This is a genomic window from Roseateles sp. L2-2, assembly GCF_050613215.1.
Taxonomy (GTDB): domain Bacteria; phylum Pseudomonadota; class Gammaproteobacteria; order Burkholderiales; family Burkholderiaceae_C; genus Roseateles; species Roseateles noduli.
In genome coordinates this window covers 4,222,220-4,239,018 of record NZ_CP192509.1, presented here as the reverse complement: position 1 = coordinate 4,239,018, position 16,799 = coordinate 4,222,220, and the positions used below count along the sequence as shown (strand labels likewise).

The following is a 16,799-nucleotide window of genomic DNA, read 5'->3' as shown; positions in this document are numbered from 1 at the left end:
GTAGGGGGGGGGAGCCAACCCCTGGTCTGCGGGGCGTTTCAAGGATGCTGAAATTCCGAGCGTTCAACTATTCCTTGAAATAGACCATCTGATGCGTGCTGGCCAGCATCTGGCCGTCGTCGCTCCAGACTTCGGCGGCCTGGTCGAAGTAGCCGTTGCGGAAGTTGAGCGCCCTGGCCATCGCGAGCACGTGGCGGTCGCCCTGCTGCGCGAGCATGAGCGAGTCCGCATGGAAGTAGGTCGTCAGCGTCACGGTGCCGATCGCGCCGGGCTTGCGGCGGCGCACGAAGATGCGCGGGAAGAAGCTGTCGCAGATCGCGGCGAGGGACGGGAAGTCCATTGGCCGCGCGGGTTCGTCGCGGACCCAGTAGCGACTGATCGAATGCGGCTGCTCCTGGCCGTCGAACGGCCCCGGCCCGAAGCCCGGCAGGAAGCGCATGTCGTAGCGCGAGACCCAGGCGGGCAGGAAACCGACTTTCGGCAAGGGCTGGAGTTCCGAGGCGGGCGGGACGTCCGCGGGCAGCTCGGCCTCCTTGGCTGACCAGGTCTCGCGACGCTGCGCGAAGACGGCGCTGCCGGTGGCGGCGACCTCGCCGTTCTGCGTGAGTTCGAGCACCCAATGCTGCGTGGACCGGTTCGTGCGGGCGGGGCGGGCCTCGACCTCGAAGGCGCCGTCGGCGAGCGGGCTGCAGAAATTGATCGTCAGCGCGATCGGCTCGCCGATGCGCTCCGAATGCAGCAGCGCGGCGTTGAGCATCGCCGCCCCGGTCGTGCCGCCGAACGGTCCGACCATGTTGGCGTAGGCCGGATTCGTCGCGCCGGCGAAGCGGTGTCCGCCGGCGGGGGCGAGAAGGATGGCCTGGTCGAGGTCGTGCGGCATCGGAAGAATCCTTGAACGGCGAAGGTGGCCACATTCTGCGCAGGGAATGCCTGCGCCGATGTCACCTCAACGACCGATTCAAGCAGGCTGTATCCGAGGAGCGTCCATTTACTCCCCCAACAGAAGGCCTCCTTCAGGACGAGATTCCCAAGCGCATGACACCGCACTGATCGTCGTCGCAGTGTCGCCGGAGGTCGACGTGATCGGATCGGTGTACGTGGTGGAAGGCTTTCGCCGATGGATGAGCAAGCAGGTCTTGAGCGAGCGCGACCTGTGCCGCGCTGTGGCTGAAATGGCACGGGGATTGATCAGACGCAGATCTGGGTAGTGGACTGGTGAAGAAGCGGATCGCACGATCTGGGGCTGGCAAGCGAAGCGGATTTCGCGCGCTCGTTGCCAATCGCCGAGGCGGTCCGTGGTTCTTCATCAAGGGCTTCGCCAAGAACGCGATGGATGACGTCGATGCGGGGACGCGCCTGCTTTGCGCGGAGATGGCGCGCGAGTTGAACGCCATGAACGAGGCGAGCCTGTTGGAGGCCGTGGCCAATCAAGAACTGAAGGAGTTGAGCTGTGATGCGCAAGAGGAAGAACGAAACGGTGTTGGAGATGCTGCGGTTGAGTCGTGCACTCCACGCATGCGGCGCATTCGATGACGACGCAGCCCGGAGGATCGAGCATGCGGGCATGCTGCCCCCGGAGCCGCTGACGCGGGAGGACTTCCGGTCGCTCCTGGAGCAGCCCTCGTGCAACGTCTATACGTTGGCTCGAATGCTCAACACGACGGACCGGCGCCTTCGTCGATGGGCGCAAGGACTTGGCAAGCCCAAAGGTGCGGAGCTCAGGCTGCTTCGCATGATGCGGGACCGGGGTGTCGACGCAGTGTTCCCGTGAACACAGGCGTGAGCGATCGCGCTCATGCGCTCCCGCGACCCTTGCCCAGAAACCGTGCGGCCACAGCCTCTCCTTGCGTGAACGCTTCCTCGAACACCGAGTAGCCCGCCAGGTCCGCATGCGCGAAGTGGAGCCGACCGTGCGCGCGCTCGCGCAGCGCGGCCAGCGCCTGCGACCCGCGCAGTCCCGGATGCGGGATGCTCATCGCGTGCCCGTAGCGCATGAGTTCGATGCGCTGCAGCCGCTCCGGCAGATCCGGATGCAGGGGCGCCATGTCCGCGAGCACGCGGGCGCTCCAGGCGCGCCAGTCGTCCTGCAGCAGGTCCTTGCGCTGCGACTCGCGCAATGAGCGGTAGGCCGTCAGCACCATCGGGCCGCGGCTCGGATCGAGGTCCTGCTGGTTCGCGTTGACGTAGCCTAGCGCCTCGCCGCCGTAGGCGACGTTGTCCCAGGACATCGGCACACCCAGCCGCTCCAGCGGTGGCGCGTCCAGCAGCAGGTTCGCGACCAGCCACGGCGCGTAGCGCATGACGCCAGCGGCTTCCGTCAACGCGGACGGCGCTTGCTCCGGCAGCCGCGCCGCGATGAACAGCGGCATCGCCATCACGACCTGATCGGCCTCCCAGCGCTCCGCCGCCTGTTCCTTGTCGTTCCAGACCAGCACCTGCACGCCATGGCGTTCCTCGCGCACGCGCAGTGCCGTACGGCCGCCGTGGAAGGCGTCCGCCAGCGGCGCGGCCAGGCGCTCCGACAACCAGCCGTTGCCTTGCGGCCAGGTCAGCACGGCCTCGCGTTCCTCGCCGCTCATGAAGCCGTGACGGCTGCCGAAGTAGTGCAGCCCCGCCCACGCGGACACCTGCGTCGCATCGGCGCCGTAGTCGTCGCGGCAGCAGTAGTCGAGGTACCAGCGCAGCGGCGCCGCGGTCAGCTGATGCTCGTCGAGCCATGCGGCGAAAGTCTTCGCATCGAGCGCCTGATGCGCCGGCGTCCACGCGCGATGCGTGCTCGGCATCGCGAAGCCGATCTCATGCCGCGCCTGGTCGACCAGCTCGCCAAACCGGCGGTACTGCGCCTGCACGTCCGGCGACTCCGCCGGCGGCAGCAGGCCGTCGACCCACTGGTCCTGCCACCAGAGCCGCTCCTGCGGGCTGTGGCAGAGCCAGCGCTCCTCGTAGACGGTCTTGCCGTGTTCCTGGCGCGCGAGGCCCAGGTCCTCCAGCAGGGCGTGCACCTCCACCGCCTCCGGCCCCGGCGTCGGCAGGTAGTGCGCGCCGAGCGGGCAGCGCAGTCCTTCGCCGAGCGTAGTCCCCGCGCCGATGCGATGGCCGCGGCTGTTGCCGCCGGGGCGGTCCTCCAGATCCAGCAGCGCGACGTCGACGCCTTGCAGCCTCAACCTGCGCGCGCAGGCCAGTCCCGCGATGCCCGCGCCGAGCACCAGCACCTGCGCGCGCTTCGGCGTGCCGGTGGCTGCCGACCAGACGGGCAGGGCGCCGCGCAGTCGATGGCCGCGCTCCCAGTTCGCGCCGGTCCAGCCACCGGGAAGTTCCGCGAGGCGCTCCGCCAGCCGGTCGGCGAGCGGCCTCGCCTCGCGCCCGCAGGCCGCCAGCATCGGCACCAGCGACGCCGCGAGCGACGCCGTCAGCGTCCGTGTCAGCAGGTCGCGGCGCTTCAATGCAGCTTGCCCCATTCGCGCTCGAACTCGTGGACCAGCACCTGGTTGGAGAGCCGGTTCACTTCAAGGTGCTCCGGCCGCGCCATGTCCGGCGGGAAGCTCATCAATGCCGGGATACCGTCAATGCTCAGGAAGCGCAGACCGTCCGGCAGCTTGCGCGGCACCGACCAGGGCCGCCGGCTCGCCAGCACGAAGCCCCATTCGCCGAAGCTCGGCACATGCGCGTGGTACGGCGTCGCGGTGAGACCGACCGACTCCACCGTGTTCACGACGGTCCAGAACGCGCGCGGCGCCACCAGCGGCGAGGTCGACTGGATCACCGCGTAGCCGGAGGCGCTCAGGTGCTGGTCGACCATCTTGTAGAGGCTGGCCGTGTACAGCTTGCCGAGCGCGAAATTGCTCGGATCGGGGAAGTCGATGACGATGACGTCGAAGATCTCGTCGGTCGTCTCCAGCCAGCCGAAGGCGTCGGCGTTGACGATGTGCAGCTTCGGGCTCAGCAGCGACTCCTTGTTGAGTCCCTTGAGCAGCGGCATGGTCGAGAACAGCGTCGTCATGTGCGGGTCGAGCTCGACCAGCGTGATCTGCTCGACGGACGGGTAGCGCAGGATCTCGCGCACGGCCATGCCGTCACCGCCGCCCAGCACCAGCACCTTGCGCGGCGCGCCCTGCGCGGCCATCGCGGGATGCACGAGGGCCTCGTGATAGCGGTACTCGTCGCGGGAGTGGAACTGCAGGTTGCCGTTGAGGAACAGCCGCGTGCCCGCCGCGCCCTGCGTGACGACGATGCGCTGGTAGTTGCTGCTTTCCTTGAAGACGATCTGCTCGCCGTAGAAGCGGTCCTCGGCCCAGGTGCTGAGCCGGTCCGCGCCGGCCATCGCCGCGGCGAGCAGGCCGATCGAGACCGCGCAGGTCATGGCGTGCGACCGCCAGCTGCGCAGTTCCGCGCGGAACAGCCACAGCGCCCACACCGCGACGGCGACGTTCAGCAGCCCGAAGAACAGGCCGGTGCGCACCAGGCCGAGGTTGGGCACCAGCAGCAGCGGGAAGGCCACGGCGACCAGCAGCGCGCCGAGGTAGTCGAAGGTCAGCACCTGCGACACCAGTTCCTTGAGCGCGTAGCGCTGGCGGAAGTGGCGCTTGAGGATGCGCATCACCAGCGGGATCTCCAGGCCGACCAGCGTGCCGACGAGCAGCACCAGGCCGTAGAGCAGCACGCGGAAGCCGGCGACCTGGGACGGCGGCAGCAGGCTGTGCGCGGTGAAGAGCGCGGCGGGCATCAGGCCGCCGATGACGCCCACGAGCAGCTCCAGGCGCAGGAAGTGCGCGACCAGTTGCCGGTCGATGTAGCGCGACAGCCAGGAGCCCACGCCCATCGCGAAGAGGTAGGCGCCGATGATGGTCGAGAACTGCAGGACGGAGTCGCCGAGCAGGTAGCTCGCGAGCGCGCCGGCGGCCAGCTCGTAGACCAGGCCGCAGGCGGCGATGACGAAGACGCTGGCGAGCAGCAGGACCTCGGGCAGCGAGGCGCGCGCGGGGACGTCGTCGAGGGTGGGCTCCGGAGGCTCTGGCGGCTCCTGGGAAGCGGGGTGCACTTGGGACATGGGGCGCGAGGCTATCACGCGCCCACGCGAGCCAAGGCGGTTTCAGGCGGCCAGCTTCAGGCCGCGAGCCGGTGCTCGAAGAACGGTCGCTCGCGGTCGTCGAGCAGGCGCTGCATGGCGTCGAGATCGCCTCTCGGATCCAGCCACGCATCCAGGTGGGATGCCTTGATCGGAATCACGCAGCGGTCGTGCCCGGTGGCCGCGATTTCTGGCGGCGGATCGTCGGTGATCGCGGCGAAGGACAGCAGCGGCGGCTCGTCCGGCGTATCGGGCGACTCCCAGCGCGACCACAGGCAGGCCACCAGCATGTCGCCCATGCCTTGCGGACGGAACTCCAGCACGACCTTCTTGCCGTCGCGCTCGACGACCTCGAAGAACGCCTCGGCGACCATCACGCCGTGGCTCACGCCGAATTCACCCTTCCAGAAACCGGACAGGCTGTCGCGCCGCGCGTTGTAGGTGCCCGGGAACTTGGCGTCGAAGAAAGCAGGCTTGCCGGCCGGACGGCATTGGTAGCGCATCGGCTTGAGCACGCGCTCCCCGTTCTCCATGACGATCACCGGCACATACCAGCCGGGATAGATGCGCGAGTCCTGCTCCTCGGTCGGGAGGTCGCGGCGCAGATCGACCAGCCAGCGCAGGCGCTGATCGATCTTGTTCGTCGCGATGCGGCGGCTGTCCTCGGCGGACTTGGTGGGCTTCGCGGCGAGCTTGCGCTCGGCGTCCGCGACGCGGCGGCGCAGATCGAAGAGCTCCTGCTCGACCTCCGCAGTCCGCGACTCGCGGTAGCGGACGACGGCGTCCCAGGCGCGCTGCTCGTCCCCCGTCCGAGGGTCCGTGAACATCGCCTCCATCGTCTTGGGGATCGACAGCTTGCGGCCGTCGGCGCGTTCCCAGAACAGCTCGATGTAGTCGGCCAGCGAGATCTTCACGCCCAGTCGGGCGCAGAAGGTCTTCCACTCCTGACGGATGCGGGCGCTGTAGCACATGAGGTCGATGCTAGCGCCGGCCTGGCGGAGGACGCGTCCCCCAATCGCGGGCCTTGTCGCCGCGTCATCGACGAGTGGTGGCCGAGCTATGGCCGAGCCTTGACCGCGCTACTTCTGCGGCTGGCCGCTCATGCTGAACATCACCCACTCCGGCCGCATGTTGATGCGGATCGGATAGATGCTGACGCCCAGGCCGCTGGTGATGTAGATCGGGCGTCCACCGATGTCCACCCAGCCGTGGGTCTTGTCCTTGGGCCAGCCGTGCGGCGCGACGGCGGAGCCGACGAAGGGGATCCAGACCTGACCCCCGTGTGTGTGCGCGGCCACGGTCAGGCCGGGCAGGGGCGGCAGCTCCCGCGCGCTGGCGGGGTCATGCATAAGCGTGAGCACCTGGGCACCGGCGGGAAGCTGGTGGACCGCGCGGCGCGGGTCGCTGTGCCACGAGGTCTTGTCGCCGATGCCCAGCACCCACACGTCGGTGCCGGGCAGCGGCACCGCTTCGTTGAGCAGGACCTTGATGCCGGCCGCGCCCAAGGCCTGGTTGAACCGCGCGCCGTCGGTCCACCAGTCGTGGTTGCCCAGCACCGCGTAGACGCCGCGCGTGGCCTTCAACCGGCCGAGCACGGCGGCCACGTCTTCCGGCGTGGTGCCGTCCTCGCCGCGGCCGGAGATGAAGTCGCCCGGCAGCAGCACGACGTCGGGCTTGGCGGCGTTGATCTCGTCGACGATGGCGTTGGCGCGCGCGATCGTCATGACGCGCTTGAACTCGTGCGCGATGTGCCAGTCGGAGGCGACCGCGACCTTCAACCCCGGCGGGCCCCGCCAGCCCGGTACCTCGACCGCGATCTCGCGATGGGCGACCCAGCGGGGTTCGATCAGGAGGCCCCAGACCGCCAGCAGCGCGGCGGCGACGAGCAGCCCCAGCAGGAACTTCAGGAACTTGAGGAGGACGTTCATCAGTGGGCGCCTCGCGCGGCGGCGGGGGCCGTGGAAGTTGGTGTGGTCGCGCCGGTTGCGGCCGGCTGCCGGGCCAGCTCGATGAAGGCCTGCACGTAGTCGATGGCGGTCTCCGACTCGCGCGCGCCCAGGAAGATCTGCTTGGCGATGCCGCGCGGGCCCAGCCGCACGGGCACGACGTCCATCCTGGCCGCGTATTCATCGACCAGCCAGCGGGGCAGGGCGGCGACGCCGCGGCCGCTGGCGACCATCTGCACCATGATGTCGGTGGTCTCGATGGCCTTGTGGCGCCGGGGCGTGACGCCGGCTGGCAGCAGGAACTGGTTGTAGATGTCGAGCCGCTCGATGTCCACCGGGTAGCTGATGAGCACCTCGGGGATCAGTTGCTGAGGCTTCACATAAGCCGCCGACGCCAGCGCATGGCTCTTGGCCACGACGAGCACCTGCTCGTAGTCGAACACCGGGACGAAGCTCAGCCCCGGCTTGAACAGCGGATCGGGCGTGACCAGCAGATCGATCTCGTAGCCGAAGAGCGCCCCGATCCCGCCGAACTGGAACTTCTGCTTCACGTCCACTTCCACGTCCGGCCATGCAGCCAGATAGGGCGACACCACCTTGAGCAGCCACTGGTAGCAGGGGTGGCACTCCATGCCGATGCGCAGCGCGCCGCGCTCGCCTTGCGCGAACTGGCCCAGGCGTTCCTCGGCCAGATCCAGTTGCGGCAACACGCGGTTCGCGACGGCCAGCAGGTACTGGCCCGCCTGCGTCAGGCGCAGGCTCCGACCTTCGCGCAGCCAGATGTCGGTGCCCAGCTGCTGCTCCAGCTTCTTCATGCTGTGGCTCAGGGCCGACTGGGTCAGGTTCAGCACGCCGGCAGCGGCCGTCAGCGACCCCTGCCGCTCGACCTGCTGAACGATGCTGAGGTGGATGCGTTCGAGCATTCGGATGAGCCGCTGATGAGCGGATTTCATGGATTCGTGAGATTAAACCATTTTACGTCATGACCTCGTCTGACTAGCATCCGCTCCCTATGACCCGTCCTCTCCGTCTAGTCGCCGTTTCCGGCGGGATGCAACGCCCCTCCAAGTCCGCTGCCCTGGCAGAGCACCTGCTGGATCTGATCGCCGAAGCGATCCCCGTCGAACAGCGCCTGATCGAGCTGGGCCCGCTGGCCCCCCAGTTCGCCGGCGCCGTGTGGCGCTCCCAGGTGCCCGCTGCGGTGGAGCGGGAGCTGGTGGCGGTCGAGCAGGCCGACGTCCTGGTGGTGGCCACGCCGGTCTTCCGCGGTGCCTACACGGGGCTGTTCAAGCACTTCTTCGACTTCATCGATCAAGACGCCCTGATCGACAAGCCGATCCTGCTGGCCGCCACCGGCGGCAGCGAGCGCCATGCGCTGGTCATCGACCACCAGCTGCGGCCGCTGTTCAGCTTCTTCCAAGCGCGCACCTTGCCGCTGGGCGTCTACGCGACCGACAAGGACTTCGTCGACTACCGCGTGCGGGACGAAGCGCTGCTTCAGCGGGCCGCATTGGCGGTCCATCGGGCACTGCCGCTGATCGACCTGACGCGCAACACCCGACCCTCCCTGGCGGCGCAGCGGGCCGTGGCCTGACACCGCGATCGACGTCTCTTCCAGAAATCAGCCCACCCCATCGCCATGAACGACGCATTCACCTTCAGCCTCAAGAGCATCCGCTTCGATGAGGACTATCAGCCGGCGGACGGCACGCGCATCACCACCAACTTCGCGAATCTGGCGCGCGGAGAACGTCGGCAGCAGAACCTGCGCAACACGCTGCGGATGATCGACAACCGCTTCAATGACCTCGCGCACTGGGACAACCCGACGGGGGATCGCTACGCGGTCGAACTGGAGATCATCTCCGTCGAGATGAACATCGAGACCGCGCGCGGTGCCCAGGCGTTCCCGCTGATCGAGATCCTCAAGCCCGGCATCCTCGACAGAAAGACCGATCAGCGCATCGCCGGCATCGTGGGGAACAACTTCTCCTCCTACGTGCGCGACTACGACTTCAGCGTCCTGCTCCCGGCGTACAACGCCGACCGCCCGGAATTCGGAACGCCGGAAGGCTTCGGCGAGCTGCACGGCAAGCTGTTCAAGCAGTTCGCGAGTTCCGATGCCTACCAGGCGCGCTTCGACAAGCCGCCGGTGATCTGCATCAGCGCCTCGACCAGCAAGACCTATCGGCGGACGGGGAACGTTCATCCCGTGCTGGGCATCGAATACCAGCAGAGCGAGCCGTCGTCGACCGACCAGTACTTCGCGAAGATGGGGATGAAGGTCCGGTTCTTCATGCCGCCGAACGGCGTTGCGCCGTTGGCGTTCTACTTCTTCGGCGACCTGCTGAGCGACTACACGAGCCTGGAGTTGATCGGCACCATCAGCACGATGGAGACCTTCCAGAAGATCTACCGCCCGGAGATCTACAACGCCAATTCCGCGGCGGGACACTTCTACCAGCCGAGCCTGAAGCATCAGGACTACTCGTTGACGCAGATCGTGTACGACCGCGAGGAGCGCAGCCAACTGGCCGTCAAGCAGGGGAAGTTTGCCGAGGAGCAGTTCATCAAGCCCTACCGGCACCTCCTCGAAAAATGGGCGACCAACGTCGAGCTCCAACCCGTCGAATGAATCGCGAGAGCACTCGCCACACCCCGCTTTGCCTGAAAGGAATTTCCTGATGTTTGAGACCTCGATCGCCGGCAGTCTGCCCAAGCCCGCCTGGCTGGCAGAAACCAACAAGCTCTGGCCGCAATGGCGGGCTGAAGGCGACGCGCTGCGTCAGGCCAAGGCCGACGCGACCCTGCTGTGGATCAAGGCCCAGGAAGACGCGGGCCTGGACATCGTGTGCGACGGCGAGCAGTCGCGACAGCATTTCGTGCACGGCTTCCTCGAGCAGGTCGAAGGCATCGACTTCGAGAACAAGGTGAAGATGGGCATCCGCGACAACCGCTACGACGCGATGGTGCCGCAGGTGGTGTCGGCCTTGCGCCTGAAGGGGCGCGTGCACGCCTTCGAAGCGCAGCTGGCGCGTGCGCATACGAAGAAGAAGCTGAAGTTCACGCTGCCCGGCCCGATGACCATCGTCGACACCGTGGCGGACCGCTTCTACGGCGACAAGGTGAAGCTCGCGTTCGCCTTTGCCGAGCTGCTCAACCAGGAGGCCCTGGCCCTGCAGGCGGACGGCGTGGACATCATCCAGTTCGACGAGCCCGCCTTCAACGTCTACATGAAGGACGCGGCCGATTGGGGCGTGCAGGCGCTGGAGCGCGCGGCGCAGGGGCTGACCTGCACGACGGCCGTGCACATCTGCTACGGCTACGGCATCAAGGCCAACACCGACTGGAAGAGCACGTTGGGCGATGAATGGCGCCAGTACGAGACGGTGTTCCCCGCACTGGCCCGCAGCCGCATCGACCAGGTGAGCCTGGAATGCATCCACTCGCACGTGCCGCCCGATCTGATGAAGCTGCTGGCCGGCAAGGACGTGATGGTCGGCGTGATCGACGTGGCGAGCGACGTGGTCGAGACCGCGGAGGAGGTGGCCGACACCATCGGTCGCGCGCTGCAGTTCGTGCCGAAGGAGCGCCTGTTCCCGTGCACGAACTGCGGCCTCGCGCCGATGGCGCGCGACGTGGCGTGGGGCAAGCTGGAGGCGCTGGCGGAGGGAACGAAGCTGGCGAAGGAGCGGCTCGCCAAGGCGTGACGCCAGCCCGATCGGCGCCTGGCGTGAGGCGCTAGTGGGCCGTGACCGGTGGAACAGGATGGCTCGCGATCCATTCGTCCATCGGCGCGAACGTCTCTTCGAGGTCGTCGTCGAAGAAGATCCAGCCGCCGCACTGTCGGCTCAAGGTGTCGAGCTTTTGAACGTCGTCCGGCGACAGGTGCAGAGGCGCCCCGCGATGCGCCGGCGAATGCAGGGCTCGCCAGAGCTCGACCTCGATGTCCGTCATCCAGCCTGCGAAGTAGGCGCGCTCCGACAGCTCGGACATGAATTCGGCGAGCGCGCATTGAGGCGAGGTCAGGTCATCGAGTGCCACGAGCGTTCCTGGAAGCTTGTGTAGGGGGCGGGCGATCACGAACGCGCGCGCTAAGCTGGCGCCCCATGAACCGCACCCAGTTTCGCATCGAGTCGTGGCGTCTGTTGATCTCCGTCGCCATCGGCGCAGTGGCGATGACCGCTTGTGCCAGCCGGGATGGCCCTGTTGCGGACGCTGCGCCGGCGGCTGTCGCGGCGCGATCCGAAGCAGAGATTCCGGCGGCGCAGACAGCGGCCTGGACGCAGCCCTGGTGGCGACCGCGTCACGAGGCCAAGCTCGCCGAGGTCCGCACGATGAGAGCGGCAGGCAAGACGCCGCAGCTCGTGTTCATCGGCGACTCGATCACCCAAGGTTGGGAAGCCGCCGGACAGGCCGTGTGGGCTGAGCGCTTCGCCCGCTACGACGCGCTCAATCTGGGCTTCAGCGCCGACCGCACCGAGCACGTGCTGTGGCGCCTGCAGCAGGGCGAGATCGACGGCATCGCGCCCAAGGTGGCCGTGCTGATGATCGGCACCAACAACACGGGCGATCGCCATCACGATCCCGCCGTCACCGCGGCCGGCGTGCGACGCGTGATCGACGAGATCCGCACGCGCCTGCCCACAACCAAGATCCTGCTGTTGGCGATCTTCCCGCGCGGCGCCAAGTCGGACGACGCGCTCCGCGCGATCAACACGCAAGTCAACGCGCGGATTCGTGCGTTCGCGGATGACCGGAGCGTCTACTTCCTCGACGTTGGTGCGTCGCTGGCGAACGCAGATGGCTCGCTGTCCCCGGAGGTGATGCCGGATCAACTGCATCTCAGCGAGCTGGGCTATCGACGATGGGCGCAGGCCATGCAGCCGACCTTGGACCGCCTTCTCGAAGCGTCGCGCTGATCGCGCGCTTCCGTTGCCGAAGAGGCGCGCCTCCGGCGCCAAGGCTCAAGGCACGGGCGCGGCGGCGGCCTTGTCGGGGAACGTCTTGGAAACGTACGGCTGCCCGAGGTCCCAACGCGACTGCCAGTGCGCGACGTACTGGCGCACGATCTCCGGCGCGTTGCGGATCACGACGACGTTCTCCGAGTTGAGCGTCTCCGCCGACGGCGCGAAGTTGAATGAGCCTGTCTCCACCGTGTGTCCGTCCACGATGATGGTCTTGTCGTGGTGGATGTGGAAATGGTCGTTGGTGCGCAGCTCCACGCCCTTGCTCGTCACGAAGTCCATCGCCTTCTTGCTCGGCTTGTTCTGGTTGCGCTTCTTGTCCACGACCACCTGCACCTGAACGCCGCGCTGCTTGGCGTCGACCAGTGCCTGCATGATGTCCGGCGCCTGGAAGGCATAGGCCAGGATCTGGATACGCTCCTTCGCGCTGCCGATGGTCTCCAGCACGAGCTGCCGCGCCGAGCCCTCGGGCGAGAAGCCGACCTGGATCTCGGGTTCAGCATGAGCGGCAAAGGAAACGCTCAGCAAGGCTGCGAGCGCGAGGCGTCGAATCGGTGTCAAGGGAGCTTCTCCGTTGCTTCGGAAGGCGATATCGCCGCGCTGATTGCAGCATGTCGTCCGGCGACGAGGCAATGGAAGACCTGTCAGGTGGGCAGCAGCTGAACCGTGTCTCGCGGACACGCCTAGCGAACTCGTCTTGCAAGCTTGGCCTGCCCGGAGGGACTCGAACCCCCGACCTGCTGCTTAGAAGGCAGCTGCTCTATCCAGTTGAGCTACGGGCAGACTGAAATCAGTCAGTTGACTGCCCGGCGTCCGGAAACGACGTCGGGCCCTTGGAAGGCGTTCCCACGCCTCCGAAGGGCCCGAATTGTGCCACGCGATCCGCCGTCAACGGCGGCCGTGGAACGGTTCGAAGTCGATCCTTGTCCGATCGACTGTCGATAAGCTCAAACTCAGATCAGCACGTTGACGATCGCGTTGCCGATGCCCATGAGCGCCGCACCCGAGATCAGGCCCGCGCAGATCGGCTCGCAGCCGTCCACCCAGCGCTTCCAGCCCTTGGTGCCCGGCGTCTTGTAGAGCTTGCCCATGACGAAGAACATCATGGCGCCCACCCACATCGCGAAGGTCGACTCCGGCGGCAGCACCACGCCCAGGCCGATCGCCACCGACGACAGCGGGAACTTGCCCTTGGTCGCCATCTTGATCACCTCGATCACCACCGCGCACACCGCCGCGATCGCCATCGTGATCAGCGCCGACGCCGGCAGGCTGTGCAGCCCGTTGGCGATGATCTCCGCCACGCCGCGCCATTGCACCGCGGCAGGCATCGAGAACTGGTCCGAGATGATGGTCGCCGTGCTGCGCACGCCTTCGGCGTTCTTCGGCACGAACAGCAGGAAGAACAGCGGCACGCAGAACAGCACGCCCGCGATCACGCCGATGATGTGGCCGATGGCTTGATGACGCGGCTTGCCGCCCAGCATGTAGCCCGGCTTGATGTCGCTCAGCAGGTTGGCCGCATTCGACGCGATCTCCGCGGTCATCCCCGCCGGCACCAGGTTGGACGCCGGGTTGGACCGGTCGATCGCGCCCATCGTGAACTGCGTGATCTTGGACAGCGCGCCGGTGGGCGTCCACGAGGTCAGCGCCATCGAGTTCGTGCAGATCACCGTCAGCACGAAGATCAGCGGCAGCGAGATCAGCGCCATCAGGAAGGGCACGCCGAAGAACGCGTGCGAGGTCCACGCCGCCAGCACGCCGAAGACCGGCACGCCCACGTACGAGATCCACAGCGGCACCTCGATGTGGTTGAGCAGGTCGCTGCCCTCGCTCTTGCCCGCGGGCTTCTTCTTGAAGACCTTGAACACCGCCAGGAACAGGTCGGGCTTGGCCAGCAGCGTCGTCAGCGAGCCCGCGACCATCATCGCCACGCCCCACCACATCGACCACTGGTTGACGATCTCCACGCGCGAGATCGGGATCAGCGCGCCCGTCGGGCCCACGCGCTGCACGATGTCGCCGGCCTGGATCATGATCGGCGCCAGCACCACGAAGTTGACGAAGGCGCCCAGCAGGCAGCTCGTCGCCACCGCGATGCCCATCAGGCCGCCCACGCCCAGCATCGCCGCGTCCAGCGTCAGGCGCAGGCCCAGCGCGCGGATGTCGGTGCCCAGGATCTTGGGGATCCAGATCTCGGCCTTGGCCGCCAGGCCGTAGTAGTACTGGTCCAGCCGCTCGTGGAAGGTCCAGGGCTCGGTCATGCCGGCCCACTGGTCCATGCGCAGGATCTTGAACTGCAGCAGCTTCATCCAGCCGTCGCTCACGATCGCCTGGTACAGCGCGGCCGCGCCGGCCACCTTGGCCAGCAGCTTGGCCTTGTAGATGCCTTCGCCGCCTTCGCCGGTGTACAGCGAGTCCAGCACCACGCCGCAGGCGCGGCCTTCAGGGAAGGGGAGCTGGTCCTCGTTGATGAAGCGCCGCTTCATCGGGAAGGCCACCAGCACGCCCAGCACCGCGATCACGACCATCCAGATGATCATCTGCCACCACGGCACGATGCGGTCCACCACCAGCATGTAGGCCGCCAGCGACGAGAACAGCGGCGACACCACGTAGCCTGCCGCCGTCGCGATCGACTGGGTGCAGTTGTTCTCCAGGATCGTGTAGTCCGACGCCCAGCCCAGCGTCGCGAAGATGCGGAACATCGCGAAGGCCAGGATCACCGAGGTCAGCCCCACGCCGACGCTGATGCCGGTCTTGCCGCCGATGTACAGCGAGGTCGCCGCCAGGATGCCGCCCAGCATGAAGCCGGTGAAGCCGGAGCGCAGCGAGAGCTGCGCCATGTCGCCGCGAAAGACGTTCTTGAACCACCACTCGTCCTTCTGCGCGCGCGACCAGGTCTGCACCTGCTCGTCGGTCAAATGCTGTAGCGCCATGCTGTGCTCGATCTTTCCGGGTTCGTTCCCGTTGCCGCGCCGGCTCCCGGCTCGTGACCAGGAGAACAGGAAAAGGCGCCGTTTTGAAACAAAAAAACAGCGCGCATTGTCTCTGCCTGACATCGTGCTGACATGGCTGTGCGCATGGGGTTTCCACCTATCGGGCGCTTGCCGGCACTTGCCTATCGCCCCTAAGGGTGGGGTGTCGCGCGCTCGCCTCGCCACACGGACAGTTTTGACGCCCAGCGCCCGGCCCGCGCCGAGTTCTTCACAGCCTCAAGTAACTGCTGGTGAGACCTGCCCCCGCATTCCGGTGCTATGGGCGCACGAAACACCGTTCAGCGCCTAGCATGCGAACTTCCTGCCCTGCTTCCGGAGCTCTTGTTGACGCTGATGTGGGTTCTCCTGGGCGTCCTGCTGGGCGTCGCGCTGACTCTGGCCCTGCTCATGGCGGCCCAGGGACGCTTCAGCGTTCTCGGTCGCTTCGGCCGTCGGCGCCAGCGTGACCGCCTCACCAGCCTGCTGCTGTCGCGCCGCTTCGAGGACGAATTCGCCGTGGTGCTGGAGGCGCTCCAGCGCCGCAACGGGCAGGGCAGCCTCCTGTACATCGGCCTGGACGGCTTCCGCCTGGTCAACGACGAGCACGGCAAGGAATTCGGCGATCACCTGCTGGTCCGCACCGCGGAGCGCTTGCGCCAGATCGGCGGCAAGAAGGCGTTGGTGGGCCGGCTCGCGGGGGATGAATTCGCCCTGTGGAGCGAGCTGCCGCCGTCGCAGGCCGACGCGCTGGTGCGTCAGGTGCTGGACGGTCTGAGCCAGCCCGTGGTGATCGGCGCGACGCCGCTGCGCGTGGGGCTGTCGGTGGGCGTGGCGATGGCGCCCGAGCACGGCAGTTCGATCCGGCTGATCCGGCGCGCGCAGACGGCGATGCGCTCGGTGAAGCGCCTGGGCGGCAACGGCCACGCGTTCTTCGATGCAGTCCAGGAAGAAGAGCTGCGCGAGGAACTGACGTTGGCGCGCGAGCTGCGCGAGTCGATCAAGAACAGGGAACTGGAGCTGGTCTACCAGCCCAAGATGAACGCGGCGACCATGCAGGTCACCGCGGTCGAGGCGCTGCTGCGCTGGCGGCATCCGACGCTGGGCATGGTGAGCCCCACGCGCTTCATCCCGATCGCGGAGCGCTACGGCGTGATCGACGCGATCGGCGACTGGGTCGCCGATACGGCGCTCGCCCAGGCCGCGCGCTGGCGCGAGATGGGCCTGCGCATGCGCGTGGCGATCAACGTGTCGGGCTATCAGATGCGGTCGGACGAGTTCATCGTCCGGCTGGAGAAGGGCCTGAAGAAGCACCGTCTGCGGCCGGAGCGCTTCACCGTCGAGATCACCGAGTCCGTGGCGATGGAGCACGCCACCGTGACCGGGCGCGCGTTCAAGCGGCTGGGCGCGCTGGGCGTGCACGTGTCCATCGACGACTTCGGCACCGGCTATTCGAGCCTGGCCTCGCTGCGTCAGCTGCCGGCGCAGGAACTCAAGATCGACAGCAGCTTCGTCGCCGACGTGGCGACCAGCGTCGAGGCGCAGGCCATCGTGCGCGCCATCATCGAGATGGCGCGTGTGCTGCAGCTGAAGGTGGTCGCGGAGGGCGTGGAGACGCCGGCGCAACGCGACCAGCTCGTCGAGATGGGCTGCGACGAGCTGCAGGGCTACCTCTTCGCGAAGCCGATGTCGGCCCGCGCGATCGAGGCGCTGGCGTCGGACTCGGGCAGGACGTCGAGCGGCTACGCCGAAGGCTTCCGGCCGTCGATCTTCGTGGAGACGGCGGCCGTGCCGCTGGACGCGGCGCGGCACTGAGCCTGCGCCGCGCGCGAGCCGGTCTCGCAGG

At 67.3% G+C, this 16,799-nt stretch carries 15 protein-coding genes and 1 tRNA gene; 6 read left to right on the top strand and 10 right to left on the bottom strand.

Annotation, left to right across the window (positions count from 1 at the left end; genetic code table 11):
- Positions 1-67 precede the first annotated feature (67 nt).
- The gene (locus ACQZ13_RS18975) at positions 68-880 is read right to left on the bottom strand and encodes an acyl-CoA thioesterase (protein ID WP_431047092.1); all 813 of its coding nucleotides are present in this window, start codon (positions 878-880) and stop codon (positions 68-70) included.
- Between the two features lie 320 nt (positions 881-1,200).
- Here ACQZ13_RS18975 and ACQZ13_RS18970 point away from each other — a divergent pair, with 320 nt between their 5' ends.
- On the top strand, positions 1,201-1,533 hold the full coding sequence (locus ACQZ13_RS18970) for a type II toxin-antitoxin system RelE/ParE family toxin (RefSeq protein ID WP_431053290.1): 333 nt from the start codon (positions 1,201-1,203) through the stop codon (positions 1,531-1,533).
- A gap of 260 nt (positions 1,534-1,793) precedes the next feature.
- Here the strand turns inward: ACQZ13_RS18970 and ACQZ13_RS18965 are convergent, their stop codons facing one another.
- The 5 genes from ACQZ13_RS18965 to ACQZ13_RS18945 form a co-directional block, all read right to left on the bottom strand.
- Positions 1,794-3,458 (bottom strand): flavin monoamine oxidase family protein, encoded by a 1,665-nt coding sequence (locus tag ACQZ13_RS18965; RefSeq protein WP_431047090.1) that lies wholly within the window; start codon positions 3,456-3,458, stop codon positions 1,794-1,796.
- Positions 3,440-5,047 carry a polyamine aminopropyltransferase gene (locus ACQZ13_RS18960; protein WP_431047088.1) on the bottom strand — a complete coding sequence of 536 codons (1,608 nt, stop codon included), beginning with the start codon at positions 5,045-5,047 and terminating at the stop codon, positions 3,440-3,442. Before ACQZ13_RS18960 ends, ACQZ13_RS18965 begins: the two co-directional genes overlap by 19 nt.
- Before the next feature lie 56 nt (positions 5,048-5,103).
- Complete coding sequence (locus tag ACQZ13_RS18955; RefSeq protein WP_431047086.1) at positions 5,104-6,036, bottom strand: SOS response-associated peptidase family protein; 933 nt, start codon at positions 6,034-6,036, stop codon at positions 5,104-5,106.
- Between the two features lie 108 nt (positions 6,037-6,144).
- Positions 6,145-6,993 carry a metallophosphoesterase gene (locus ACQZ13_RS18950; protein WP_431047084.1) on the bottom strand — a complete coding sequence of 283 codons (849 nt, stop codon included), beginning with the start codon at positions 6,991-6,993 and terminating at the stop codon, positions 6,145-6,147.
- Positions 6,993-7,934, bottom strand: coding sequence for a LysR family transcriptional regulator (locus ACQZ13_RS18945; protein ID WP_431053288.1), 942 nt, complete (start codon positions 7,932-7,934; stop codon positions 6,993-6,995). Before ACQZ13_RS18945 ends, ACQZ13_RS18950 begins: the two co-directional genes overlap by 1 nt.
- 89 nt (positions 7,935-8,023) lie before the next feature.
- On the opposite strand from ACQZ13_RS18945, the gene msuE reads away from it, so the two are divergent.
- From msuE to ACQZ13_RS18930, 3 genes are read left to right on the top strand one after another with little or no spacing between them, the layout of a single operon-like run.
- Positions 8,024-8,605, top strand: coding sequence for an FMN reductase (gene msuE, locus ACQZ13_RS18940; RefSeq protein ID WP_088408236.1), 582 nt, complete (start codon positions 8,024-8,026; stop codon positions 8,603-8,605).
- 45 nt (positions 8,606-8,650) lie between these two features.
- Positions 8,651-9,646, top strand: coding sequence for a DUF1852 domain-containing protein (locus ACQZ13_RS18935; protein ID WP_431047082.1), 996 nt, complete (start codon positions 8,651-8,653; stop codon positions 9,644-9,646).
- Between the two features lie 49 nt (positions 9,647-9,695).
- On the top strand, positions 9,696-10,721 hold the full coding sequence (locus tag ACQZ13_RS18930) for a methionine synthase (RefSeq protein WP_431047078.1): 1,026 nt from the start codon (positions 9,696-9,698) through the stop codon (positions 10,719-10,721).
- A gap of 31 nt (positions 10,722-10,752) precedes the next feature.
- Here ACQZ13_RS18930 and ACQZ13_RS18925 read toward each other — a convergent pair whose 3' ends face one another.
- A complete protein-coding gene (locus ACQZ13_RS18925) occupies positions 10,753-11,055 on the bottom strand; it encodes a hypothetical protein (protein WP_431047076.1) in 303 nt (100 codons plus the stop codon).
- 65 nt (positions 11,056-11,120) lie between these two features.
- On the opposite strand from ACQZ13_RS18925, the gene ACQZ13_RS18920 reads away from it, so the two are divergent.
- Entirely contained in the window at positions 11,121-11,933 is an 813-nt protein-coding gene (locus ACQZ13_RS18920; protein ID WP_431047074.1) for a platelet-activating factor acetylhydrolase IB subunit, read from the top strand.
- Between the two features lie 45 nt (positions 11,934-11,978).
- Here the strand turns inward: ACQZ13_RS18920 and ACQZ13_RS18915 are convergent, their stop codons facing one another.
- The 3 genes from ACQZ13_RS18915 to ACQZ13_RS18905 all read right to left on the bottom strand — a co-directional run bounded on the left by ACQZ13_RS18915 (position 11,979) and on the right by ACQZ13_RS18905 (position 14,917).
- Positions 11,979-12,539, bottom strand: a complete 561-nt coding sequence (locus tag ACQZ13_RS18915; protein ID WP_431047072.1) for a phospholipase D family protein — start codon at positions 12,537-12,539, stop codon at positions 11,979-11,981.
- A 145-nt stretch (positions 12,540-12,684) separates the two neighbouring features.
- Positions 12,685-12,761, bottom strand: a tRNA-Arg gene (locus ACQZ13_RS18910).
- Between the two features lie 170 nt (positions 12,762-12,931).
- Positions 12,932-14,917: an OPT family oligopeptide transporter gene (locus tag ACQZ13_RS18905; protein ID WP_431047070.1), complete on the bottom strand. Its 1,986-nt coding sequence runs from the start codon at positions 14,915-14,917 to the stop codon at positions 12,932-12,934.
- Positions 14,918-15,310: 393 nt separating this feature from the next.
- Between ACQZ13_RS18905 and ACQZ13_RS18900 the strand changes: the two genes are divergently transcribed.
- Positions 15,311-16,768: a putative bifunctional diguanylate cyclase/phosphodiesterase gene (locus ACQZ13_RS18900; protein ID WP_431047068.1), complete on the top strand. Its 1,458-nt coding sequence runs from the start codon at positions 15,311-15,313 to the stop codon at positions 16,766-16,768.
- The last annotated feature ends 31 nt before the right edge of the window (positions 16,769-16,799 follow it).

Coding starts and splice junctions, on each gene's coding strand:
- ACQZ13_RS18975 (WP_431047092.1), bottom strand. CDS start 880: ATGCCGCACGACCTCGACCAGGCCATCCTTCTCGCCCCCGCCGGCGGA.
- ACQZ13_RS18965 (WP_431047090.1), bottom strand. CDS start 3,458: ATGGGGCAAGCTGCATTGAAGCGCCGCGACCTGCTGACACGGACGCTG.
- ACQZ13_RS18960 (WP_431047088.1), bottom strand. CDS start 5,047: ATGTCCCAAGTGCACCCCGCTTCCCAGGAGCCGCCAGAGCCTCCGGAG.
- ACQZ13_RS18955 (WP_431047086.1), bottom strand. CDS start 6,036: ATGTGCTACAGCGCCCGCATCCGTCAGGAGTGGAAGACCTTCTGCGCC.
- ACQZ13_RS18950 (WP_431047084.1), bottom strand. CDS start 6,993: ATGAACGTCCTCCTCAAGTTCCTGAAGTTCCTGCTGGGGCTGCTCGTC.
- ACQZ13_RS18945 (WP_431053288.1), bottom strand. CDS start 7,934: ATGCTCGAACGCATCCACCTCAGCATCGTTCAGCAGGTCGAGCGGCAG.
- msuE (WP_088408236.1), top strand. CDS start 8,024: ATGACCCGTCCTCTCCGTCTAGTCGCCGTTTCCGGCGGGATGCAACGC.
- ACQZ13_RS18935 (WP_431047082.1), top strand. CDS start 8,651: ATGAACGACGCATTCACCTTCAGCCTCAAGAGCATCCGCTTCGATGAG.
- ACQZ13_RS18930 (WP_431047078.1), top strand. CDS start 9,696: ATGTTTGAGACCTCGATCGCCGGCAGTCTGCCCAAGCCCGCCTGGCTG.
- ACQZ13_RS18920 (WP_431047074.1), top strand. CDS start 11,121: ATGAACCGCACCCAGTTTCGCATCGAGTCGTGGCGTCTGTTGATCTCC.
- ACQZ13_RS18905 (WP_431047070.1), bottom strand. CDS start 14,917: ATGGCGCTACAGCATTTGACCGACGAGCAGGTGCAGACCTGGTCGCGC.
- ACQZ13_RS18900 (WP_431047068.1), top strand. CDS start 15,311: ATGTGGGTTCTCCTGGGCGTCCTGCTGGGCGTCGCGCTGACTCTGGCC.